Here is a 22,294-nt window from a genome sequence, read left to right on the forward strand (position 1 = left end):
CTAGCAACTCAAGGGTACGGTATTCCGACCATCACAGTCACTCTCACCAGCCTGAGCAGCGTTGCCGACCTCCTCCCCACTTCAGCCGCAGCGATGGCGGCTTCATTGCGGATTGCAGCTGCTGGGGCGAGGGAAGCAGTTGAGGCGAGAGCGGCCAAGAAGAAACATGAGCTGGTGTATCTGTTAGACCTTAACAAGAAACTGGGGAACTTCGGACTCGATTAATTACTCCCGTTCGAATGTACGGTAGAGGATGGTTCGGTTGACGTTGTACTCGCGGGCAAGCTTGGTCTTGGGCACTCCCACGGCGGTTTTCTCTCGGAAATACCTGACTTCCTTGTCTGTGAGTTTCTTTGCTCTTCTTTCTTATTTTCTGACTGCCTTGGCCAGGGCGATGGGACCTGACCCCTGTTTGGTGGACACCTGATATCCAGCCCAGTCGGGCTGGAAGAAAGGTAATCTACCACCATGTCCAGGTACTCCGAACAGTTCAAACGCGATGCCGTGGCCCTCTACGAAAACAATGAGGACCTCTCACTGAACTCAGCATCAGCAGAGCTCGGTATCAACCGTGCCTCGCTGCATTCTTGGATCAAGAAGTACGGCACCGGCAAACGTGCCCGCACAAAAAGCATGCGCGACAAGGTCCAAGCAGCGAATGATTCCGAACGGATCCGCCAGTTAGAAAAAGAGAACGCAAAGCTGCGCGAAGAACGTGACATCCTGCGCAAGGCCGCGAAATATTTTGCCGAAGAGACTCACTGGTGATCCGCTTCCAGTTTGTCTATGACCACCGAACCGAATTCTCGGTTAAGCGGATGTGCCAGGTGTTAAAGCTCAATCGCTCCTCGTTCTACAAATGGGTGCAAACCCGCGAAGAACGCAGGTTAAAGACGTGTTCGGATGCTCTTATTGGTGCAAGAATCAAGACCATCTTCGATGATGAATACGGGCTTTATGGTGCTAAACGCATCGCTGCAAGCCTTAAAGCCGATACGAGCTTTGGCCCGATAAATCACAAGAAAGTCGCACGAATCATGAAATCCATGGGACTTAAAGGCTTTACCAAACGCCGCCGATGCGTCACTACCAGGCGTAAGCCTGGTCACCGCGTCATGCCAGATCTAGTAGGCCGCAGATTCACAGCTGACAGGCCAAACCACGTCTATGTAGGCGACATTACGTACCTGCCGTGTAAGGGCGGCAAGAACATGTACCTGGCCACGGTCATCGACGTCTACTCGCGCAAACTTGTCGGACATGCACTCGCCGATCACATGCGGGTATCACTGGTTATCGAAGCTTTGTCCCATGCCAGGAAAGTCCGCGGAAGCCTTAAAGGGGCAATTTTCCATTCTGATCACGGCAGCGTGTACACCTCACAAGCCTTTAGGAACTATTGCTCGTCGTTGGGTGTGCGCCAGTCTATGGGAGCGGTAGGAACGAGTGCTGATAACGCCCTAGCAGAATCGTTTAACGCCACGCTCAAGCGGGAAATCTTGCGTGACAGGAAAGTCTTTGACAATCCGATCTCCTGCCGCCAAGAAGTCTTCCGGTGGTGCATGCGCTACAACACACGCCGACGGCACTCCTGGTGCAATCTTTCAGCTCCTGACGTCTTTGAAGCCGAGAATTCAGCTACACTGACTAGAGCAGCATAGCTAACCCCCGACGTGTCCACTTTCCGGGGGTCAGGCCCATGCCCTCGGCCTGATGCTCATGAATCAAGGAGCGTTCAAACTTGGCAAAGGAGCCGAGGAGGTTGAGGGTCAACTGATCCTGTGAATCGGTGATATTCGGTAGATACATGACCCGTTCCTTAAGGAAGTTCGTGGACACGCCCTTGGCGAGGTGCGCCCTTCTCTCCGGAGGCGTAATCTGTGAAGACGCGGTCTACGTTTCCGATGGTCTCGAGTTGGCAATCCAGGTTCTGGTCCGCGGTCGAGACGCGGCAGTAGCCGATAGTGAGACCACCAGGGGATGAAGTATGTTGTGCCATGTTTAAGAATGTTGCACGCATCTGCTGAGAAATATCGTTCTTGGACTTATCGCAACAGCAGTTTTGAGCCTTATCGAACCTGTTGCTCTGGCGTACACCCTACCCACCACACCTGACACTAGGGGGTAAAACCACGACACCCCCACCACACATTCCCCCTGCTCGACAGAGTACACGTCGCAAATACAAGCAGGGGTGAAACACCAAGTAGTCCCCGAAACACCAACCACCCACAATTATTCGGGGTGATGGCCTTTCGGGGACTACCGTATAAACACTATTTTGTTGTTTTGTTGTTTGGTGTCGGCGGTGACTTACTCTCCCACAACCTCCCGGTTGCAGTACCATCAGCGCGTACAGGCTTAGCTTCCGGGTTCGGAATGGGACCGGGCGTTTCCCTGTAGCTATTAACCACCGACAAACCTATTAGAACACTACCCACCACATGTGTGTGTGGTGTTGTGTCAGATACTGCATAGTGGACGCGACACACGGAATGTGTACATTTTGTTTACTCGCTAAACAAGAACACTCTTCAACTTCCCTTAAACCACATGGTGTTCGGGGGTTGTTGTGGTGTGTTTGTTTTGGTCAATTAGTACCAGTAGCCTTCACACCTTACAGTGCTTCCAAGTCTGGCCTATCTACCCCATAGTCTTTAGGGGACCTCAAAAGAAACCTCATCTTAAAACAGGCTTCCCGCTTAGATGCTTTCAGCGGTTATCCCTTCCGTACGTAGCCAACCAGCGATACCCCTGGCGGGATAACTGGCACACTAGAGGTACGTCCGTCCCGGTCCTCTCGTACTAGGGACAGCCTTCTTCAAGTTTCAACGCGCGCGGCGGATAGAGACCGAACTGTCTCACGACGTTCTGAACCCAGCTCGCGTGCCGCTTTAATGGGCGAACAGCCCAACCCTTGGGACCTACTCCAGCCCCAGGATGCGACGAGCCGACATCGAGGTGCCAAACCATCCCGTCGATATGGACTCTTGGGGAAGATCAGCCTGTTATCCCCGGGGTACCTTTTATCCGTTGAGCGACACCACATCCACAAGTAGGTGCCGGATCACTAGTCCCGACTTTCGTCCCTGCTCGACATGTCTGTCTCACAGTCAAGCTCCCTTGTGCACTTACACTCACCACCTGATTGCCAACCAGGCTGAGGGAACCTTTGGGCGCCTCCGTTACATTTTGGGAGGCAACCGCCCCAGTTAAACTACCCACCAGGCACTGTCCCCAACCCAGATCATGGGCCAAGGTTAGATGCTCAATCCGATCAGAGTGGTATTTCAACAACGACTCCACCACCACTAGCGTGATAGCCTCAACGTCTCCCACCTATCCTACACAAACCGAACCAAACACCAATACCAAGCTATAGTGAAGGTCCCGGGGTCTTTTCGTCCTGCCGCGCGTAACGAGCATCTTTACTCGTAATGCAATTTCACCGGGCCTGTGGTCGAGACAGCAGAGAAGTCGTTACGCCATTCGTGCAGGTCGGAACTTACCCGACAAGGAATTTCGCTACCTTAGGATGGTTATAGTTACCACCGCCGTTTACTGGGGCTTAAATTCTCAGCTTCGCAACCACAAAGGTTACTAACCGGTCCTCTTAACCTTCCAGCACCGGGCAGGCGTCAGTCCATATACATCAACTTAACGTCTTCGCATGGACCTGTGTTTTTGATAAACAGTCGCTTCCCTCTATTCTCTGCGACCCCACAACACTCCAACCGCACAGGTCTTCACGTCACAGGGCCCCCCTTCTCCCGAAGTTACGGGGGCATTTTGCCGAATTCCTTAACCACAGTTCACCCGAACGCCTTAGTATCTTCAACCTGACCACCTGTGTCGGTTTAGGGTACGGGCCATACACACACTCGCTAGAGGCTTTTCTCGACAGTACAGGATCACCACCATCAACCCTTTTAGGGTCTACGCATCACGCCTCAACCACAAAGTGCGGCGGATTTACCTACCACACGGCCTACACGCTTACACCACCAATCCAATAAGTGGCGCGGCTACCTCACTGCGTCACCCCATCACTTGAACCACACATCAGGCCCCACGACATCAACACCACCAACACTCAAAAAAGTGAACAGGTAGCGTATCCGCAGTGGTTAGTATCCGTGCTTTATCATGGGCGCACATGTACGGGTACCAGAATATCAACTGGTTATCCATCGACTACGCCTGTCGGCCTCGCCTTAGGTCCCGACTCACCCTGGGAAGACGAACTTGACCCAGGAACCCTTAGTCATCCGGCGGTAAGGATTCTCACCTTACAATTCGTTACTCATGCCTGCATTCTCACTCGCACACAGTCCACGCCTCCTCACGGTAACGCTTCCACCCATGCACGACGCTCCCCTACCCAAACAACGTATGTTGCTTGCCGCGGCTTCGGCGGTGTACTTGAGCCCCACTACATTGTCGGCGCAGAACCACTCGACCAGTGAGCTATTACGCACTCTTTCAAGGATGGCTGCTTCTAAGCCAACCTCCTGGCTGTCTTCGCGATCCCACATCCTTTTCCACTTAGTACACCCTTAGGGGCCTTAACCGGCGATCTGGGCTGTTTCCCTCTCGACTATGAAGCTTATCCCCCACAGTCTCACTGCCGCACAACACAATTGATGGCATTCGGAGTTTGGCTGACATTGCTAAGATTGTAGTCCCGCTCAACCAACCAGTCGCTCTACCTCCACCAAGCTAAATGCGACGCTGCACCTAAATGCATTTCGGGGAGAACCAGCTATCACGGAGTTTGATTGGCCTTTCACCCCTACCCACAGCTCATCCCCGCAGTTTTCAACCTACGTGGGTTCGCGCCTCCACAACCTCTTACAGCTGCTTCACACTGGCCATGGGTAGATCACCCCGCTTCGGGTCCAGGACATGCCACTTATCACCCCATTAGGATTCGGTTTCCCTACGGCTACCCCACACGGGTTAACCTCGCGACATGCCGCTGACTCGCAGGCTCATTCTTCAAAAGGCACGCCATCACACACAAACAGGTGCTCTGACGGATTGTAAGCACATGGTTTCAGGAACTATTTCACTCCCCTCCCGGGGTACTTTTCACCATTCCCTCACGGTACTATCCACTATCGGTCACACTGAGTATTTAGGCTTACCGGGTGGTCCCGGCAGATTCACAACAGATTCCACGAGCCCGTTGCTACTCGGGAACCCAACAACCCCCACATCATCATCTTCAGCTACAGGACTCTCACCTACTCCGGTAGATCATTCCAAACCACTTCACCTAACAACAATGCACAGGGCGTGCCACTGGTAGATGACACAAAGCTAGGCCCCACAACACCGCACACACAACCCCTACCAGGTATCACATGCACACGGTTTAGCCTCATCCACGTTCGTTCGCCACTACTAGCAGAATCATTATTATTTTCTCCTCCTACGGGTACTGAGATGTTTCACTTCCCCGCGTAACCCCCACAACAGCTATGAATTCACTGAAGGGTAACCCCACATAACCAGGGCCAGGTTTCCCCATTCGGACATCCTCGGATCAACGCTTTATTGACAACTCCCCGAGGCTTAACGCAGCCTTACACGTCCTTCATCGGCTCAGCATGCCAAGGCATCCACCATGTGCCCTAAATAACGAACACACCAACCACCACACACAAACCACACAACACAAAGGTCACACAATCCGTATGCAGTGGCAACAAGTGAACTTGACAAAATAAACAAAAAGAAAAATCACATCACACACAAGACACCACAAGCACAAAAACAAGTGGCATCATGTGAGATGCTCGCGTCCACTATACAGTTCTCACACAACACCCCAACCAGCAACAAACACCACCACAACAGACGATGCTCATCAACCAGTCAGGCACACACAAAAGGGGATAATGCCCCAGACACCCAACAATGCACCAACGTACAATCAACACTCATTTTCGTATACATGGACACTTTTACGCATGTCACAAAGCACTGTCTCAACACTTAGACCTGCTGATTAAGGTGTATGTCCTACCCGGAATTTCCAAACATCGGTGGCAGCAGAACACTCGCCTACTCAACCACCAACCCACCATCAAACAACAGTGGGCAACCCACAACTGTGGGTCATGGCTGCAACTGCAGCCAAAATAAAAGCTCCTTAGAAAGGAGGTGATCCACCCGCACCTTCCGGTACGGGTACCTTGTTACGACTTCGTCCCAATCGCCGATCCCACCTTCGACGGCTCCCTAACACGTTTAGGCCACCGGCTTCGGGTGTTACCAACTTTCATGACGTGACGGGCGGTGTGTACAAGGCCCGGGAACGTATTCACCGCAGCATTGCTGATCTGCGATTACTAGCGACTCCGACTTCATGGGGTCGAGTTGCAGACCCCAATCCGAACTAAGGCCGGCTTTCAGCGATTCGCTCCACCTCACAGTGTCGCAGCGCGTTGTACCGACCATTGTAGCATGTGTGAAGCCCTGGACATAAGGGGCATGATGATTTGACGTCATCCCCACCTTCCTCCGAGTTAACCCCGGCAGTCTCTCATGAGTCCCCAACCAAATGCTGGCAACATAAGACAAGGGTTGCGCTCGTTGCGGGACTTAACCCAACATCTCACGACACGAGCTGACGACAACCATGCACCACCTGTACACCAACCACAAAGGGAAACTACATCTCTGCAGCGATCTGATGTATGTCAAGCCCAGGTAAGGTTCTTCGCGTTGCATCGAATTAATCCACATGCTCCGCCGCTTGTGCGGGCCCCCGTCAATTCCTTTGAGTTTTAGCCTTGCGGCCGTACTCCCCAGGCGGGGCGCTTAATGCGTTAGCTACGGCACGAAAGTCGTAGAAAGACCCTCACACCTAGCGCCCACCGTTTACGGCATGGACTACCAGGGTATCTAATCCTGTTCGCTACCCATGCTTTCGCTCCTCAGCGTCAGTAACTGCCCAGTAACCTGCCTTCGCCATCGGTGTTCCTCCTGATATCTGCGCATTTCACCGCTACACCAGGAATTCCAGTTACCCCTACAGCACTCAAGTTATGCCCGTATCGCCTGCACGCCCGGAGTTAAGCCCCAGAATTTCACAGACGACGCGACAAACCACCTACGAGCCCTTTACGCCCAGTAATTCCGGACAACGCTCGCACCCTACGTATTACCGCGGCTGCTGGCACGTAGTTAGCCGGTGCTTCTTATCTAGGTACCGTCACAAAAAGCTTCGTCCCTAGCGAAAGGAGTTTACAACCCGAAGGCCTTCATCCCCCACGCGGCGTCGCTGCATCAGGCTTGCGCCCATTGTGCAATATTCCCCACTGCTGCCTCCCGTAGGAGTCTGGGCCGTATCTCAGTCCCAATGTGGCCGTACACCCTCTCAGGCCGGCTACCCGTCGCCGCCTTGGTAGGCCATTACCCCACCAACAAGCTGATAGGCCGCGAGCTCATCCTACACCGAAAAAACTTTCCAACCACCACACTAAAGATGGCTCCTATCCGGTATTAGACCCAGTTTCCCAAGCTTATCCCGAAGTGCAGGGCAGATCACCCACGTGTTACTCACCCGTTCGCCACTCGAGTACCCTGCAAGCAGGGCCTTTCCGTTCGACTTGCATGTGTTAAGCACGCCGCCAGCGTTCGTCCTGAGCCAGGATCAAACTCTCCACAAAAAGAATTTCAGAACAACAAAATCCTGAAAAAGGCCGTGAAAAGCCCAAACCTAACCAAAAGAACAAACCACCACAAACCCACAAAAGCAGGCCCATGCTGGCGTCCAAAAATTACTGCAAAGAAAAAATATACTGCCTCCCCAACCCGACGGGGCAAAAAAGGGAGACAAAAAGTTGAACACAATCACATGCCAACCAATCCATCAATGCAGCCGAAACACTAAACAGTATTCAAAAAGATGCGTATTCCAACACCTTACCGGCACACACCAACCAACAAACCACCATTAGGTTCGCCGGCCAACAGACCAATCAACACACAACCATGCACACAAAAATAAAAAATAAGTACATTGGCACACTATTGAGTTCTCAGACATCGTCACCACACAACAGCTACATGCTCAAAAGCATGGAACTCGTTGCGAGTAAAAATTGTTTTTGTCAGGGCCTGTTTTCCTATCGCCGCTTCAGCCAGAAACAATTTCTTGTCTCTGTGGGGCGCTGTCGGTCGCGCTGACTCGTATTAAGTTACACACCGCTTTAAACTTTCACAAACTCGCTGGTCAGCACGAATTTCGGACACTTTTATTTCATGCCAAGCCAGCCCGCAAGGCCTTTCTCCCACAGGCTGCTTATGCGGCGTGCGTACATCGGCAGGGTTACGGCCCATACGGCGTAGATGCCAAGGCTTATAAACATCCCCACCGCGGCCGAGACATAGCCTTGGGCGAAAAGCCAGACCAGCACTGCGATACCGAGGAGGTACGCGACAAAAACTCCAAGAGTCCTCTTCTCTAGGAACTCGAGGTACGTAAGCCCAGGTACGGTGACGGCCGCGATTGCGGTGATACCGGCGGCGACCTCGATTGTGTTCCCCCAGAAGGAAAGGGCTAACCCTACGGCGGCGCAACCAAGGACGAAGATGAGCCCAGTCGCTGCAGTCATGGTCGCCCAGCGGCGGCGCGTGCCGCCGAACGTGACGTAATCCCTGAGCGTATCCCGCAATATGCCCATGGGCTGGCTGATGAAAACGGCGGAGAGTGCCCAAGCAATGAAAGCGATGAATTCCATCGGCTCCCACCGCCAGCTGAGTAGCGAGAGGACAACGTTGATGGCGAAGAAGCCAACCACTAAGAGCCAGATACGGATCTGGCGGCGGTATACAGCCTGCGCGTCGAGCGTCGGCGGGAAACGCCCAAGCTTGGATGCAATTCCCAAAGGGGTCGTCGAGTAGCCCGTCCTGGTTGGGGTTGGTTCGCGCCACAGTGCCCATGCCAATGCCGCCGCATAAACAGCCAACGCCCACCAGCCCTGCCGTGCAGCCGTTCCTGCCATGGCCACGACAGCGAAAACCGTGACTATAATCCGGCGATGTTCATTCCATATCTGTGAGCTCAGGCCTAGTACTTGGTACTTATCAAAACTGGGTTGATACGTCAGGATGGGCACAAGGGGCAAGAGCAAGGTGACAGTTCCCCACTTTTCGCCAAAAAGTACGGGGTAAACCGCAATGAAGAAGAGGACTGTAACCCAAACCCATTCCGTTGTGTGCCATAGAAGTTTCATGACTGCTCCTCCAATGCTCGGACAGCCTTTTCAAGTGATACCTCTGCTACCCGGAGATGATGTTCGTTGGCATAGCGGAAGACGGGATCGGGCGAGGTAGTGCGGGCATCGACAAGCACCTGGTCTCCCAGGCTGGTTGAAGCGCGCTCCAATACCGGCAGGTCCAGTGCGGAAACGGCCGCGGAGATCGCCTCTTCGGGCCCGCTGATTTCCAGGAAAGAATCAACAAATTCATCTACGGGGCCGCTAATGGGGTGCTCCCCCATGAGGGAAATGGTGTCCAGCAAGCCCTCTATCTCGTTGAGGTGATGGGTGGATACCACGATGGTGCGACCATGTTCTTCCCGGAGTACCTGGTAAAAGAGTTCGCGGCGCGGCAGGTCGAGGCCCAGATAAGGCTCGTCCAGAAGCATTATTTCGCAGCCAGAGGCAACGGCGAAGACAAATCCCAACGCCGATTTTTGCCCGCGCGAGAGCGCAGAATACGCCTTATTGGGGATGTCGAAGCGCGCGATGAGGTCTTCGTAGCGCTCAGCATTCCAGTTGGGCCACCGCGCTTGGCCAACGGCGCCGAGCTTCTTGCTGCCCCACGAATCCGGCAGCGGATTGTCGATGCCCATGAGGATCACCCGGTTGAGCACGGATTGGTTATCAAAGGGCTGGCGGTCAAAGACCGTGATGCGGCCGGATTGAATTTGGCCGGCGATTTTTCGCAATAAGGTGGTCTTGCCAATTCCGTTGCGGCCGACCAAGCCATGGGTAAGGCCTGCGGAAAAGGTGAAATCGCGGGTAGTAATCATGAGTACATTCCTCTGCTTTCTGCAACCCGATCGAAAAGGTCATGGAGCTGGGCCCGGTTGTAGCCCAGGCGCACTGCTTCATCGACAAGCGGGGCCATATACTCCGCGGCAAAGTCACCTCGCCTGCGCTCGCGAATGGCACCCGATGCACCCTCGGCCACAAACATGCCGATGCCCCGCCGCTTTTCCAGCACCCCTAAGTCCACCAAGAGAGTGATCCCCTTCCGCGCGGTTGCGGGGTTGATGTTGTGGAAATCCGCCAACTCATTGGTGGAAGGTGCCTTATCGCCCTCCGCCAGAGTGCCGTCCACAATGGTGTCTTCCACCAAGGACGCAATCTGCCGAAAGAGCGGCTGCGTGGAGTTATCCATCATCACCTTCGGCTCGTTAGTTACTTAATTAGTTGTGTAACTAACCATATAACACACTTGCCGACGCCGCAATGGTCACCGAATTCTTTTCATTTGCGGCCAATATGCTGGGAATTAGCGAATTCTGATCGACGTTTCGGGGTGAATAAGGCACACTGGGGGTAACAAAGAATTTTATTTAGAACAATTAGAACGGAACTTAGGAGCCATGCTTGAACGCACACTTGTCTTTGTCGATACCTCATACCTGCTCGCGAGCTTTTATAACTCCTGGGAAACGGGGGCTCGCGCGCAGCTAGAAATCGATCTGCCCGAGGTGGTCAGCACCATGGGCGGGATGATCGAGGAGCAATTAGGCAACCCGATTCAGCGCCAATACTGGTACGACGGAATCCCGGATACCGGTCCACACCGCTACCAACGCGCCCTTCGCACCTGCGAGGGCGTGCAATTGCGCACGGGACAACTCATTGAATGGGGTGAGCGACGCACCCAAAAGGGCGTCGACACCCGGCTTGTGGCCGATATGGTCATGGCCGCCGTGAAGAACCAGTTCACCGACTTCGTGCTGGTCAGCGGCGATGCTGACATGATCCCCGGCGCGCAGACCGCCGTAGACAATGGCATCCGCGTGCACCTGTACGGCTTTGGCTGGGACTCGATGTCCGCAGCGCTGCGCCATACGTGTGATTCCACCACCATCTTGGATCCGCGCGAGGACTTCGCGGATTCCATGGAGCTGCAGGTCCTCGAGGGACCGCTTCCCCCAGTTGTGCGCGATGCAGCGCAGAAGGCAGAGGGAGCAGAAGAGGAGCTTCCGGGCACCGAACACTGCGACGAGTGCGAAGAGCCCTCCGAGGTAGAAACCGCATTCGGCACCCCAGAAAAGCCCACGCCGGCACCTACCCCAAAGCCCGCGCCGCCTCAAAGCGCACAGCAGGCTGCGCCACCAGCCCAACAAGAGCAGGAAAAGCCCGCCGCGGAAGAGGCCGAGGCTACCGATCAAGCAGCACCAAAGCCTGCGCCGAAACCGTCAATGATGGCACCGCGGCGCAAGCTGCGCTCGAAGTACGTCCCGCTGCCAGAAGAGGTCTGGAGCTCTGCCGGGTTCCAGTCACCATTCGATGTGGGCCAGCAATACGCATCATGGTGGTTTGATAATGCCGCCAACTCAGAGCAGCGCGACCAAGCCCACTTACTGTCTGGCGGCGGATTGCCACCGGAGATCGACCGCCCGCTGCTGCAGTTCGCCTGCGAAACCCTGCATGAATACACCCTGACGGAAACCCAGCGCGTGAACTTACGCGATGGGTTCCACTCAGGAATCCGCGGCGTGCTAATTAATATCCGCCGCGAGAATTAATCCCCGGATTCGATTTCCTTCTTCTTGGCCATATCGGCGCGCAGCGCATCGAGCCGCGCGCTGGCCTTCATATCGTTGCCGGCCGCTTGAATCTCGCTCATGCGGTCGCCGCCGGTTGCCTGCTGCAATTCTTGTGCACCAAGGGCATCAGCATAGCGCTTTTCAATCTTGGCGCGGACGGAGTCCAGGCTCGGCACGGAATCGTCGGGCTTGAGCTCGTTCATGGAATCAAGCGCTTCCGCGTTCTTTTCCTGCATTGCAGCCTGATCCGCCTGCGCTTCTAGCTGGCTGACCTGTGCCAGCTGCTCCTTCAGGCGGGCCTCGGACTGTTTTTGCTGGTTCTTGGCCTGTTCAGCCGCCTGCTCCGCCGCCGCGTACTGCTGCTTGACGTCTTCCAGTTCCTGTTCCACCGCAACGAGCTGGGAGGCCACTACCTCAGCGGCTTGGTTGTACTCATTCGCCTTCTGTGGGTCCTCGGCGGAATCCGCAAGCTCCAATGCGCGCTGGGTTTGGGATTGGTAATCCTGCTGGGACTTCACCAGGCGGTTCATCTGCATTTCCAACTGAGACTTGTGCCCGATAATCTCTGCCGCATGATCCGAGATTTCCTGGTGCTGTGCCTTGGCGGCCTTGACCGCCTGCTGGATTTGGACCTTTGGATCGGCGTTCTCATCAATCTTTTGATCGAGAGAACTCATCACGTACTTCCAGCCCTTGCTGAAGGGGTTAGCCATCACAATCTCCTTTGGTCATAAAAAAGACGCTTTCTAGCGAGTTTAGCGATACTCACCAGAAAGCGCCGTGGAAGCTCTGAAAATTCAGATTCTATGCCTGCTGTGCGTTCTGCTCTTCAACCTGGCGGCGAACCTCAGCCATGTCCAGGTCCTTGACCTGCTTGAGCAGATCCTCCAGTGCTGCGGGCGGCAGTGCGCCGGCCTCACGGAAGACGAGGATGCCATCGCGGAAGATCATCAGGGTAGGAATGGACTGAATCTGCAGCGCGGATGCAAGGCCCTGGTTTGCCTCGGTGTCCAGCTTGGCAAAGGTAGCATCCGTGTGCTCCTCGGATGCCTTCTCGTAGACAGGGGCAAAGCGCTTACATGGGCCGCACCAGTCCGCCCAGGCATCGACAAGCGTAATGCCTTCGCCGGTTACGGTCTGTTCAAAGTTCTCTTCAGTGACATCGATAGTAGCCATACTCGTTGTAACTCCTTTACATTGTGGTTTATTCCCCACCGTACCTAAATTTCTTCCTTGCCTGATACCCCTAGGGGGTATAGCATGGAAGCATAAGCAATCGAGAAAGGATGATAGTCATGGCAACGAAGAACTACACCGTAGAAGGAATGAGCTGCGGACACTGTGAAATGTCCATCCGCGAAGAGGTAGGCGAAATCGCCGGTGTGGACGCAGTTTCCGCAGACCACACCACCGGCGCAGTGTCTGTCTCCGGTAGCGATTTCACCGATGAGCAAGTGGCCGCAGCCGTAGCCGAAGCCGGATACACCCTGAAGTAGGCGAATACTATGTCACACGTTGATCTCGGGGTCTCGGGCATGACCTGCACGTCCTGCTCTTCCCGGGTAGAACGCAAGCTCAACAAGGTAGACGGCGTTGAGGCGAGCGTTAACTTCGCCACCGAATCCGCCTCTATTGAGTTCGATCCGGAGACTTCTACGCCTGCGGATCTGATCGAGGTCGTCGAAGGCGCCGGATACAGCGCCTTCGATATGTCCGGCAGCGATGACGGCGACCAGGGCGGGGACGCAGACGCAGAGGGCACGCCGGTTGATGATGCCCGCGCTGCCGAACAACAGAGCCTGCTGCGGCGCACCATCATCTCCGCGGTATTGTCTGCCCCCATCATGGTCGTCTCCATGGTGCCTGCCCTCCAGTTCCAGAACTGGCAGTGGGCCTGCGCCATGCTGGCCACCATCGTCTTCATCTTTGGTGGCGCCCCCTTCCACTCCGCTACGTGGACCAACCTGAAGCACGGCTCGTTCACCATGGATACCTTGATTTCCATGGGTACCTCGGCCGCCTACCTGTGGTCCCTGTACGCGCTATTCTTTGGCAACGCCGGCGAGCCCGGCATGACGATGAGCATGTCGTGGTCCTCCAGCTCGGCCGAGATGGACCATATCTACTTTGAGTCCGTGGGAATGGTCATTACCTTCCTGCTCCTCGGCCGCTGGTTCGAGGTCAAGGCCAAGGGGCAATCGTCCGAGGCGCTGCGCACCCTGCTATCCATGGGCGCGAAGGAAGCCTCCGTGCTGCGGGATGGCAAGGAAAAGCGCATCCCCATCTCCCAATTGCAGGTGGGCGATGTCTTCGTCGTTCGCCCAGGCGAAAAGATTGCCACCGATGGTGAGGTCGTCTCCGGCAATTCTGCAGTCGATGCCTCCATGATCACCGGTGAATCCGTCCCGGAAGAAGTGGGCGTGGGCGATACCGTTACCGGCGCCACCATTAACGCTTCCGGCAAATTGGAAGTAAAGGCCACTCAGGTGGGCGAAGACACGGTCCTTTCCCAAATGGCCACCTTGGTCACCAACGCGCAGGCCTCCAAGGCTCCCGTGCAGCGCCTGGTGGACCGCATCGCGCAGGTCTTCGTGCCGGTAGTCATCGGCATTTCCGTCCTCACGCTGCTGGTACACCTCATCTTTGGCGGCGTGGCACCGGCATTTATCGCCGCTGTCTCCGTGCTGATCATCGCCTGCCCCTGCGCGCTGGGCCTTGCTACCCCAACCGCCATCTTGGTCGGCACGGGACGCGGTGCCCAGCTGGGCTTGCTCATCAAGGGCCCGGAGATCCTTGAGTCCACCAAGCAGGTCGATACCATCGTGATGGATAAGACCGGCACGGTGACCGCCGGGGAAATGTCCGTTACGGCCGTGCATGGCGATGTCCTCGAGTACGCCGCCGCCGTCGAGCGGAACTCCGAGCACCCCATCGCCCAGGCCATTGCCCGTGAGCGCGACGTGGAGCCCGGTACCGATTTTTCCACCAGCACCGCTGGTGTGGAAGCGACGGTGGATGGGGTCCGCGTGGGCGTCGGCAAGCCGCGTGGGAGCCTCGGCCAATACGAAGGCGCATTCCGCGAGGCCGAGGCAGCTGGTGCCACCCCGGTGGCGGTGTACCTCGACGATAAACTCGCTGGCCTCATTGAGGTCCGCGATACCGTCAAGCCCACCTCCGCTGAGGCCGTCCAGCAGATGAAGCAGCTGGGCCTGACCCCGCACCTGCTGACCGGCGATAACGAGGGCGCTGCGAAGCGCGTGGCCGAGGAAGTTGGCATTACCGAGGTTACGGCCGGCGTGATTCCGGAGGAAAAGGTCGACGTCATCAAGAAGCTGCAGTCCGAGGGACACAATGTGGCGATGGTTGGTGACGGCGTCAACGATGCCGCGGCCTTGGCCCAAGCGGACCTTGGCTTGGCGATGGGCGCCGGTACCGACGTTGCCATCGAGGCCTCCGATATCACCTTGATGAATGGGGACCTGCGGTCCGCAGCCGATGCCATTCGCCTATCCCGCCGCACGCTGCAGATCATTAAGGGCAACCTGTTCTGGGCCTTTGCCTATAATATTATTCTCATCCCCGTAGCGGCCTTTGGCCTGCTCAACCCGCTATTTGCCGGCATCGCTATGGCATTGAGTTCCGTATTCGTCGTCTCCAATTCCCTGCGTCTCCGGAAATTTTCTAGCCAGCGCTATGATTAGCGCATGCTCAGCCGCAATGAACGATTAGACCGGCTCCCGGTCACCAGCAAACACAAGCGCCTACTCTTGGGCTCCGGCCTAGGGTGGGCGCTCGATGCTATGGATGTGGGGCTTATTTCCTTCATCATGGCCGCCCTGGCCGTGCATTGGGATTTGAGCAGCACCCAAACCTCCTGGCTCGCCTCTGTTGGCTTCCTCGGCATGGCTCTGGGCGCGACATTCGGCGGGCTCCTTGCGGATAAATACGGCCGCCGCCACGTCTTCTCCCTTACCCTCTTGGTCTATGGCCTGGCCACCGGCGCCTCCGCCCTGGCCGGTGGGCTGACCATGCTTATCATCTTCCGCTTCATCGTTGGGCTCGGCTTGGGCGCGGAGCTGCCGGTCGCCTCCACGCTCATCTCCGAGTTCTCGCCGCGCCGCATCCGCGGGCGCATGGTGGTCCTGCTCGAGGCCTTCTGGGCGCTCGGCTGGATCCTCGCCGCGCTCATCGGCACCTTCATCGTTGGTGCCGGCGAGAACGGCTGGCGTTGGGGCTTTGCCGTGGGGCTCATCCCCGCGGCCTATTCGGTCTACGTGCGCCTAGGCTTGCCGGAATCGGTGCGTTTCCTCGAATCCAAGGGGCGCCACGCAGAAGCCGAAAAGATTGTGGTGTCCTTCGAAGAAGCCGCCGCGGGCCAGCCGCTTGACGATGTCCACCCGGAACCCACCGCCTCTACCGAGACCTCCATTTGGGGGCCGGGCCTGCGCCGCCGCACGGCGGCGCTGTGGACCATTTGGTTTTGCGTTAATTTTTCCTATTACGGCGCCTTCATCTGGATTCCGTCCCTGCTGGTTGCCGATGGTTTCTCGCTCGTAAAATCCTTCAGCTTCACCCTCATCATTACCCTGGCACAGCTGCCGGGCTACGCCACCGCCGCCTGGCTCATTGAGGTCTGGGGCCGGCGGATCACCCTCGCCGTGTTCTTGGTCGGCTCCGCTATCTCGGCCGGGCTCTACGGCACCGCGAGCTCCGAGGTATCCATCATCATCGCCGGGTGCCTATTGTCCTTCTTCAACCTCGGTGCCTGGGGTGCCCTGTATGCCATCGGTCCCGAGCTCTACCCCACCGCGCTGCGCGGCCGCGGTACGGGCGCCGCGGCGGGGTTTGGCCGCATCGCCTCGATCGTCGCACCGCTCGTTGTGCCGCCACTGATCGCGGCGACCGGCGCTGGATTCCTCTTCGTTCTCTTTGCGGCCGCATTCGCCATCGCCGCCGTTGCGGCATTTACTTTGCCTGAGCTGAAAGGTAAGGCCCTTGCTCGATAAAATAGCCCTCAGCGCCTGGATCGGCGTCATGGTGGCACTGACTACCCTGAAGGCCTTCTTCCAGATCGGTTACCTGTGGAAGCCTGAAAACCAACGCGTCCGCGAGCTCCACTTAGTTCCCCTCGATGAATTCTCCGGCAATAGTTGGTTTGCCCCGCTTTTTGAATACGCTGGTAATACCGCCTTCTTCATCCCCTTCGGGCTCTTGGTATTCACGCTATGCCGTTCCGTGAAGGTATCGACGGCCTGGGGATTCGCGCTGAGTTTAACCCTGGAGACGGCCCAATATGCCTTCGCGCTGGGCCGCACGGATATCGACGATCTGCTGTTTAATACCCTCGGCGCGCTCATCGGTGCAGTAATCGCCTACTGGTGCGGCCAACGCTTCTTCCCGGTTTGGCGGTGGCTTTCCCTGGCCGCGGCCGCGGTCTTTATCGTGCTTGTAATTCTAGGTCCCCGATTAGGAGACCCCGCCGCCGTCGTGGACCTATAAGCCCTTTATCCGTGCGCCATGTTGACGAACTTGGAGTAGTGCAGCTGGTGGGCCACCTGCACCGTATCAATGGGCCCGCCGCGGTGCTTGGCCAAGATAATATCCGCTTCACCGGCGCGCTCGTTATCGCGGTCCTGCGAGTCTGGGCGGTACAGCAGCATCACCATATCGGCGTCCTGCTCCAAGGAACCGGACTCACGCAGGTCAGCCAATTGCGGCTTCTTGTCATTACGGGCTTCAGGCCCACGGTTCAGCTGCGAGATGGCAATCACCGGCACCTCAAGTTCCTTGGCCAATAGCTTGAGCTGGCGCGAGAACTCCGAGACCTCTTGCTGGCGCGACTCCACCTTTTTGCCCGAAGACATCAGCTGGAGATAGTCCAAGACGATGAGGTCGAGGCCATGCTGCTGCTTGAGCCTGCGGGCCTTAGAGCGAATCTCCATCATGGTGAGGTTCGGGGAATCATCAATGAATAGCGGCGCATCTTGAATGCGGTTAAGCGTGTCATCGATCTTCGCCCAATCTTCAGTGGAGACCCCACCACTGCGCATATCGGTGAGCTTGACCTCGGATTCCGCGGAGAGCAGGCGCATCACGATCTCTGAGGCGGACATTTCCAAGGAAAAGATGACGGAAGACTTGCCATGCTGCAGCGAGCACGAGCGAATGAAGTCCATCGCTAGCGTGGACTTACCCACTCCGGGTCGCGCCGCAACGATGATCATCTGTCCCGCGTGCAAGCCATTAGTGAGCTTATCTAGGTCAATGAAACCTGTGGGCACACCCAATTCAACGCCACCGGCCTGCTGCAGCGCCGCCAACTCATCAATGGTCGGATCAATCAGATCCCCCAGCACGCGGTAGTCTTCAGCGGTCTTGCGCTGGGCGATGGCAAATACTTCCTGCTGGGCCCGGTCGATCACCGATTCAATCTCAGCATCCTCCGTGCCCGAAAAGCCCAGTTGGACCACGCGCGTACCGGCATCCACGAGCCGGCGCAGGACGGCCTTCTCCGCCACAATTTCCGCATAATAGCGGGCATTGGCAGCGGTAGGAACCGTAGCCAACAGGGTGTGCAAGTAGGGCGCACCACCAACGCGCTCGAGGTTATTAAACCTATCCAACCGCGAGGAAAGGATAAGCGGGTCAATGTCTTGGCCCGCCGCGTAAAGGTCCAGCATCGCGCCATAAATTAGCGCGTGGGCCGGATAATAAAAGTCATCGGGCTCGAGCTCTTCAATAACTTCCATGACCGTATTGGGGCTAAGCAGCATTGCACCCAATACGCCTTGCTCGGCTTCCCGGTCCGACGGCGGCTGGCGATACTCCTCGTAACGCTGCGGTTGGTCCTGTTGGTACCGCGGCCGGCGCGCTACGGCGTTGTCCGGTGCCGGTGGTTCCGGTGGAAGCTGTTCATCATCAAAGCTCGCGTTGGTCATGTGTCCCCCTTGGTGTCCGTGAAGCGACCTTGTGTAACGCTGTCCAAGTGTAGACCAGCGTCCAGGCACTACCCGCCTGGGTATAACTTCCACAGTTATCCACAAGGGCTTGTGGAATTACCAGGTAGTCCAATCATCGCTTTCCATTGACCGAGGTCACGGCTGTGGATAACTTGCCACCTTTCTGACCTGCGGTGATCATAATCGCTGGTCAGGAAGTTATTTGGAGGTGTGAAAATTGCCACACGATAGTGGAATATGGCCTGTGACCAGCGGCTAAGGCAAGCAAAAATCTTGGTGGGAAAGAACGCCGAATTCCACATTCATTCACAGATTTTCACAGTTATCCACAGGCCAATTGGGCAGGCAAAAGGCCCCAAGAATTCTCCACCTCACATAGAGAATTCGTGGGGCCTTAAGCCGTGCTGTTGTCTTTGGGTCTGTGGACCGTCGTGCGCTGCTTAGGCAGCGACGACCGAGAAGTTCACCTTGCCGAGCACGTCAGCGTGTAGCTTCAGCTCGACCTGGTAGTTGCCGGTCTTCTTGACCAGGCCCTTGGGCATATCAACGATACGCTTATCCAAGTTAGGGCCACCGGCCTTGGAGACGGCCTTGACAATGTCTTCTGCGTTAACGGAACCGAAGAGCTTGCCGGAAGTGGAGGTCTTAACCTTGACCTCAACGTTCGTCAGCTGCTCAAGCTGGTTGCGGACCTCGCGTGCGTGGTCCAGGTCGCGAATTTCGCGAGCTTCCTGGGCGCGCTTGATGCCCTCAATCTGCTTCTCAGCGCCGCGGGAAGCCACGATGGCCAAGCCGCGGGGAAGCAGGTAATTACGTCCGTAGCCGTCCTTAACCTCAACAATTTCGCCAGCGGCGCCGAGGTTCTCAACGGCAGCGGTGAGGATCAGCTTCATGATCCCTGCCTTTCAATTGAGTTAGTTGAATAGTTGCGGGTGACAGACTTAGAACGGGGGTTCAGAATCAGCGCCTCCGAAACCACCAGCTGGCGGTGCGGAGTTCCACGGATCCTCTGCAGGAGCCTGGTTCTGCTGCTGCGACTGCTGCTGTTGCTGTCCTCCAAAGCCGCCCTGATTATTGTTATTCGAGCGCTGCTGCTGGCCGCCGCCATAGTTGCCGCCACCCTCACGGGGATTGCGGTTTACCTGTGCGGTGGCGTAGCGGAGCGACGGACCGACCTCATCGACGTCGATCTCAAACACGGTGCGGTTTTCACCCTCGCGGGTCTGGAAGGAACGCTGCTTCAAGCGGCCGGTAACGATGATGCGCATGCCCTTGCTCAGGGTCTCGGCGACGTTCTCCGCCGCCTGGCGCCATACGTTGCAGGTCAGGAACATAGCTTCGCCGTCTTCCCACTGGTTCGTCTGCGAATTATAGCGACGAGGCGTGGAGGCGACGCGGAAGTTAGCTACCGCCGCACCCGCCGGGGTGAAGCGAAGCTCGGGGTCAGCAACTATGTTGCCCACCACCGTAATATTGGTATCTCCCTGTGCCATGTCTTTACTCCTTATCGGTTACGTGGATTGTGCCTGATCCCAGTATCCGCTACTTGCTGTCGGTGCGCAGAACCTTGGTACGCAGGATGGTGTCGTTCAGGTTCAGGCGACGGTCGAGCTCGGAAACCGAAGGGTGCTCGCACTCCAGGTTAACGACGGCGTAAATGCCCTCTTCCTTCTTCTCGATGGGGTATGCAAGGCGACGCTTGCCCCATACATCGAGGTTCTCAACCTTGCCGCCGTCCTTGCGGACGATGTCGAGGTACTTATCTAGGGACGGGGTTACGGTGCGCTCATCCTGATTAGGATCCAGAATGATCATGACTTCGTAGTGACGCACGGACCTCATCACCTCCTATGGTCTAGTCGTTTTCGGCTGCATCACCTTTGCGGATGCAGCAGGAGGGTACGTTGCGTCAAGCAACCTCACCACAGTACCGCATATGACCGGCGAAAAGAAATCTATCCCGTCGTGGTGGCGGCGAAAAAGATAGCTCCCGTCGCGGGGATGATGGTGAGGAAAACGATGGCAAGGATGCCCAAGATGATGGGCCCGCGCTTGTCTTCCCTGTTATGAAACAGCCAAAAGGCCGCCATGACGCAGATAAAGCCCAACAAGATCGACACCATGCCGATTAATGTCACAATCATTGAAATACTCCCGCCACTGGGTCGCGGCCCATATGCGCCGCACGCACTTTATCTTCCGTTTTATTCCACATTTGCCGCAGCACAATAACCGCCATCGCAATGATGAAGCCATCGCGCACGAGGATCGCCACGTCCAAAAGCTCGTGTGGAATGCCCTTATTATCGATGCCCAGCATGTGCCACATGAGCAGGGGCCATACGAGGGCATCGGCAAGCGCCCAGCCCAGAACCAACCGCCAACGCGGCACGGCCAAGGCCGCCGGAACCACCAGCCAGAGCGAATACTGCGGGGACCATACCTTATTGACCAGCAGGAACGCCGCGACGATGAGGAAGACCAACTCCGCTACCCGCGGGGTAAGCGGGCTGCGCCAGCCGGCCAGGGCGATACCGGCGCATAAAAGGATGAACGCCACGAGGGAGAAGGTATTTAAAAAGTCCTGGCTGAAAGAAATACCCAGATTTCGGCTAATCAGGGCATAGAGGGTGGTCCATTCCGCACCGCGTTCTTGGTTCAAACGGAAAAATTCCGCCCAAGCGGCCGGGTATTTCAGGGCGATGGGAAGGTTGACCGCAAGCCACGCGGCGGCCGTAGCGACGGTGACCTTTGCAAAAGCGTCCCAACGGCGATTGCGCCAGGCAAGGACGAAAAACGCGCCCAGCAAAAATATCGGCCATAATTTGAAGGCGGTTCCAAGGCCAATGAGGATGCCGGCGAGCCAGGGGCGGTGGCGGCTAATGGCCAGCAGCGCGCCGACGGCGAAGGCGATGGCAGGTATATCCCAATTGCTAAAGGCATGGATGATAATCAACGGGCTGGCGGCCACCAGGATGGTGTCCCACGTGCGGTTTCCCACCAAGAGGTAGACCATGTAGATGACGCCGACCCAGATGCAAGCCATGACCAAGGCGGTGAGCCCAAAGTACCAGCCAGCGGCAGGCACACCGGCCCACTCCACGAGGCCATAGGTATGGCGCGAAATCCAGCCCATCAGGCCCTGGAACATGCCCGCCAATACCGGGTATTCCATATAGCGGGTCAGGCCATCTTCCTGCCAGGAAAAGGCGTAGGGAAAGCCCGGTTGATCGAGGCCGCGGCCTTCATACAGCGGGACGATGTCGTTATAGCAAAAGGAGGTGTACTGGCGGTTGGCGGACCAATCCAGGTTGATGGTGCCGTCTTCGCCGCGGGTGCCACCAGCGCAATTCGCCTTGGATAAGAACCCGCCGGCTAAGAAAATCCAGGCTACCGCGATGAGCGCGCGCAACGGGGTCCACCACTGTGTGTGGCCATCCCGAGCAAAGCGTCCCCTTGGCCCGCCCAGGAACTCGATGACGCCGCGCGCCATCGGTTCGTCTGCGGCGGACATGCGCTGATCGTGGCTCAC

At 56.6% G+C, this 22,294-nt stretch carries 19 protein-coding genes and 3 rRNA genes; 6 read left to right on the forward strand and 16 right to left on the reverse strand.

Annotated features, from left to right (window positions below):
* Positions 1–468: 468 nt before the first annotated feature.
* Positions 469–1,661 (forward strand): IS3 family transposase gene (locus tag HMPREF1261_RS01545; protein ID WP_100067808.1). Its coding sequence is split into 2 segments (ribosomal slippage): positions 469–748 and positions 748–1,661, totalling 1,194 coding nucleotides; the frame shifts between segments, so codons are not numbered across the junction.
* Here HMPREF1261_RS01545 and HMPREF1261_RS12650 read toward each other — a convergent pair.
* The 8 genes from HMPREF1261_RS12650 to HMPREF1261_RS01580 form a co-directional block, all read right to left on the reverse strand.
* Entirely contained in the window at positions 1,648–1,809 is a 162-nt protein-coding gene (locus tag HMPREF1261_RS12650; protein ID WP_023029718.1) for a hypothetical protein, read from the reverse strand. The genes HMPREF1261_RS01545 and HMPREF1261_RS12650 overlap by 14 nt on opposite strands.
* Before the next feature lie 10 nt (positions 1,810–1,819).
* Positions 1,820–1,999, reverse strand: a complete 180-nt coding sequence (locus HMPREF1261_RS12930) for a recombinase family protein (RefSeq protein ID WP_156907265.1) — start codon at positions 1,997–1,999, stop codon at positions 1,820–1,822.
* 301 nt (positions 2,000–2,300) lie between these two features.
* Positions 2,301–2,418 (reverse strand): 5S ribosomal RNA (gene rrf / locus HMPREF1261_RS01555).
* A gap of 157 nt (positions 2,419–2,575) precedes the next feature.
* Positions 2,576–5,651: ribosomal RNA gene (locus HMPREF1261_RS01560) — 23S ribosomal RNA — on the reverse strand.
* Between the two features lie 510 nt (positions 5,652–6,161).
* Positions 6,162–7,679: ribosomal RNA gene (locus HMPREF1261_RS01565) — 16S ribosomal RNA — on the reverse strand.
* The 16S, 23S and 5S rRNA genes sit together here, the layout of an rRNA operon.
* 588 nt (positions 7,680–8,267) lie before the next feature.
* The gene (locus HMPREF1261_RS01570) at positions 8,268–9,248 is read right to left on the reverse strand and encodes a hypothetical protein (RefSeq protein ID WP_023029720.1); all 981 of its coding nucleotides are present in this window, start codon (positions 9,246–9,248) and stop codon (positions 8,268–8,270) included.
* Entirely contained in the window at positions 9,245–10,048 is an 804-nt protein-coding gene (locus tag HMPREF1261_RS01575) for an ATP-binding cassette domain-containing protein (RefSeq protein WP_023029721.1), read from the reverse strand. The genes HMPREF1261_RS01570 and HMPREF1261_RS01575 overlap by 4 nt, the downstream gene beginning before the upstream one ends.
* A complete protein-coding gene (locus HMPREF1261_RS01580) occupies positions 10,045–10,419 on the reverse strand; it encodes a GntR family transcriptional regulator (RefSeq protein WP_034653268.1) in 375 nt (124 codons plus the stop codon). The genes HMPREF1261_RS01575 and HMPREF1261_RS01580 overlap by 4 nt, the downstream gene beginning before the upstream one ends.
* Positions 10,420–10,627: 208 nt before the next feature.
* On the opposite strand from HMPREF1261_RS01580, the gene HMPREF1261_RS01585 reads away from it, so the two are divergent.
* The gene (locus HMPREF1261_RS01585) at positions 10,628–11,782 is read left to right on the forward strand and encodes an NYN domain-containing protein (RefSeq protein WP_005280398.1); all 1,155 of its coding nucleotides are present in this window, start codon (positions 10,628–10,630) and stop codon (positions 11,780–11,782) included.
* Here the strand turns inward: HMPREF1261_RS01585 and HMPREF1261_RS01590 are convergent.
* Together HMPREF1261_RS01590 and trxA are read right to left on the reverse strand one after the other, a co-directional pair.
* Complete coding sequence (locus HMPREF1261_RS01590) at positions 11,779–12,516, reverse strand: PspA/IM30 family protein (RefSeq protein WP_023029722.1); 738 nt, start codon at positions 12,514–12,516, stop codon at positions 11,779–11,781. The genes HMPREF1261_RS01585 and HMPREF1261_RS01590 overlap by 4 nt on opposite strands.
* Before the next feature lie 91 nt (positions 12,517–12,607).
* Positions 12,608–12,979, reverse strand: a complete 372-nt coding sequence (trxA, locus tag HMPREF1261_RS01595) for a thioredoxin (protein ID WP_005275779.1) — start codon at positions 12,977–12,979, stop codon at positions 12,608–12,610.
* A gap of 119 nt (positions 12,980–13,098) precedes the next feature.
* Between trxA and HMPREF1261_RS01600 the strand changes: the two genes are divergently transcribed.
* Genes HMPREF1261_RS01600 through HMPREF1261_RS01615 form a run of 4 tightly spaced genes read left to right on the forward strand, consistent with a single transcriptional unit; the run spans position 13,099 to position 17,302 of the window.
* Positions 13,099–13,299 carry a heavy-metal-associated domain-containing protein gene (locus tag HMPREF1261_RS01600; RefSeq protein ID WP_023027975.1) on the forward strand — a complete coding sequence of 67 codons (201 nt, stop codon included), beginning with the start codon at positions 13,099–13,101 and terminating at the stop codon, positions 13,297–13,299.
* Positions 13,300–13,308: 9 nt separating this feature from the next.
* Positions 13,309–15,504: a cation-translocating P-type ATPase gene (locus HMPREF1261_RS01605; RefSeq protein ID WP_023029723.1), complete on the forward strand. Its 2,196-nt coding sequence runs from the start codon at positions 13,309–13,311 to the stop codon at positions 15,502–15,504.
* 3 nt (positions 15,505–15,507) lie between these two features.
* A complete protein-coding gene (locus HMPREF1261_RS01610; protein ID WP_023029724.1) occupies positions 15,508–16,809 on the forward strand; it encodes an MFS transporter in 1,302 nt (433 codons plus the stop codon).
* A gap of 28 nt (positions 16,810–16,837) precedes the next feature.
* On the forward strand, positions 16,838–17,302 hold the full coding sequence (locus HMPREF1261_RS01615) for a VanZ family protein (protein ID WP_023029725.1): 465 nt from the start codon (positions 16,838–16,840) through the stop codon (positions 17,300–17,302).
* A 5-nt stretch (positions 17,303–17,307) separates the two neighbouring features.
* On the opposite strand, the gene dnaB is transcribed toward HMPREF1261_RS01615, so the two are convergent.
* The 6 genes from dnaB to HMPREF1261_RS01645 all read right to left on the reverse strand — a co-directional run bounded on the left by dnaB (position 17,308) and on the right by HMPREF1261_RS01645 (position 22,294).
* Positions 17,308–18,741: a replicative DNA helicase gene (gene dnaB, locus HMPREF1261_RS01620; RefSeq protein WP_005275794.1), complete on the reverse strand. Its 1,434-nt coding sequence runs from the start codon at positions 18,739–18,741 to the stop codon at positions 17,308–17,310.
* Positions 18,742–19,202: 461 nt separating this feature from the next.
* A complete protein-coding gene (gene rplI, locus HMPREF1261_RS01625) occupies positions 19,203–19,655 on the reverse strand; it encodes a 50S ribosomal protein L9 (RefSeq protein ID WP_005275797.1) in 453 nt (150 codons plus the stop codon).
* A gap of 48 nt (positions 19,656–19,703) precedes the next feature.
* Positions 19,704–20,255 carry a single-stranded DNA-binding protein gene (locus HMPREF1261_RS01630; protein WP_005275799.1) on the reverse strand — a complete coding sequence of 184 codons (552 nt, stop codon included), beginning with the start codon at positions 20,253–20,255 and terminating at the stop codon, positions 19,704–19,706.
* 49 nt (positions 20,256–20,304) lie between these two features.
* A complete protein-coding gene (rpsF, locus tag HMPREF1261_RS01635) occupies positions 20,305–20,595 on the reverse strand; it encodes a 30S ribosomal protein S6 (protein WP_023016353.1) in 291 nt (96 codons plus the stop codon).
* Between the two features lie 122 nt (positions 20,596–20,717).
* On the reverse strand, positions 20,718–20,906 hold the full coding sequence (locus HMPREF1261_RS01640; RefSeq protein ID WP_005275803.1) for a hypothetical protein: 189 nt from the start codon (positions 20,904–20,906) through the stop codon (positions 20,718–20,720).
* Positions 20,903–22,294: a glycosyltransferase family 87 protein gene (locus tag HMPREF1261_RS01645; protein ID WP_023029726.1), complete on the reverse strand. Its 1,392-nt coding sequence runs from the start codon at positions 22,292–22,294 to the stop codon at positions 20,903–20,905. The genes HMPREF1261_RS01640 and HMPREF1261_RS01645 overlap by 4 nt, the downstream gene beginning before the upstream one ends.

It is taken from the genome of Corynebacterium sp. KPL1818, from assembly GCF_000478135.1.
Classification (GTDB): domain Bacteria; phylum Actinomycetota; class Actinomycetes; order Mycobacteriales; family Mycobacteriaceae; genus Corynebacterium; species Corynebacterium accolens.

What these genes read in the sequence shown, in the direction of transcription:
- HMPREF1261_RS01570 (WP_023029720.1), bottom strand. Translation starts at nt 9,248, where the DNA reads ATGAAACTTCTATGGCACACAACGGAATGGGTTTGGGTTACAGTCCTC.
- HMPREF1261_RS01585 (WP_005280398.1), top strand. Translation starts at nt 10,628, where the DNA reads ATGCTTGAACGCACACTTGTCTTTGTCGATACCTCATACCTGCTCGCG.
- dnaB (WP_005275794.1), bottom strand. Translation starts at nt 18,741, where the DNA reads ATGACCAACGCGAGCTTTGATGATGAACAGCTTCCACCGGAACCACCG.
- HMPREF1261_RS01600 (WP_023027975.1), top strand. Translation starts at nt 13,099, where the DNA reads ATGGCAACGAAGAACTACACCGTAGAAGGAATGAGCTGCGGACACTGT.
- HMPREF1261_RS01590 (WP_023029722.1), bottom strand. Translation starts at nt 12,516, where the DNA reads ATGGCTAACCCCTTCAGCAAGGGCTGGAAGTACGTGATGAGTTCTCTC.
- HMPREF1261_RS01615 (WP_023029725.1), top strand. Translation starts at nt 16,838, where the DNA reads ATGGTGGCACTGACTACCCTGAAGGCCTTCTTCCAGATCGGTTACCTG.
- HMPREF1261_RS01580 (WP_034653268.1), bottom strand. Translation starts at nt 10,419, where the DNA reads ATGGATAACTCCACGCAGCCGCTCTTTCGGCAGATTGCGTCCTTGGTG.
- HMPREF1261_RS12930 (WP_156907265.1), bottom strand. Translation starts at nt 1,999, where the DNA reads ATGGCACAACATACTTCATCCCCTGGTGGTCTCACTATCGGCTACTGC.
- HMPREF1261_RS01605 (WP_023029723.1), top strand. Translation starts at nt 13,309, where the DNA reads ATGTCACACGTTGATCTCGGGGTCTCGGGCATGACCTGCACGTCCTGC.
- rplI (WP_005275797.1), bottom strand. Translation starts at nt 19,655, where the DNA reads ATGAAGCTGATCCTCACCGCTGCCGTTGAGAACCTCGGCGCCGCTGGC.
- HMPREF1261_RS12650 (WP_023029718.1), bottom strand. Translation starts at nt 1,809, where the DNA reads ATGTATCTACCGAATATCACCGATTCACAGGATCAGTTGACCCTCAAC.
- HMPREF1261_RS01575 (WP_023029721.1), bottom strand. Translation starts at nt 10,048, where the DNA reads ATGATTACTACCCGCGATTTCACCTTTTCCGCAGGCCTTACCCATGGC.
- HMPREF1261_RS01630 (WP_005275799.1), bottom strand. Translation starts at nt 20,255, where the DNA reads ATGGCACAGGGAGATACCAATATTACGGTGGTGGGCAACATAGTTGCT.
- HMPREF1261_RS01640 (WP_005275803.1), bottom strand. Translation starts at nt 20,906, where the DNA reads ATGATTGTGACATTAATCGGCATGGTGTCGATCTTGTTGGGCTTTATC.
- trxA (WP_005275779.1), bottom strand. Translation starts at nt 12,979, where the DNA reads ATGGCTACTATCGATGTCACTGAAGAGAACTTTGAACAGACCGTAACC.
- HMPREF1261_RS01610 (WP_023029724.1), top strand. Translation starts at nt 15,508, where the DNA reads ATGCTCAGCCGCAATGAACGATTAGACCGGCTCCCGGTCACCAGCAAA.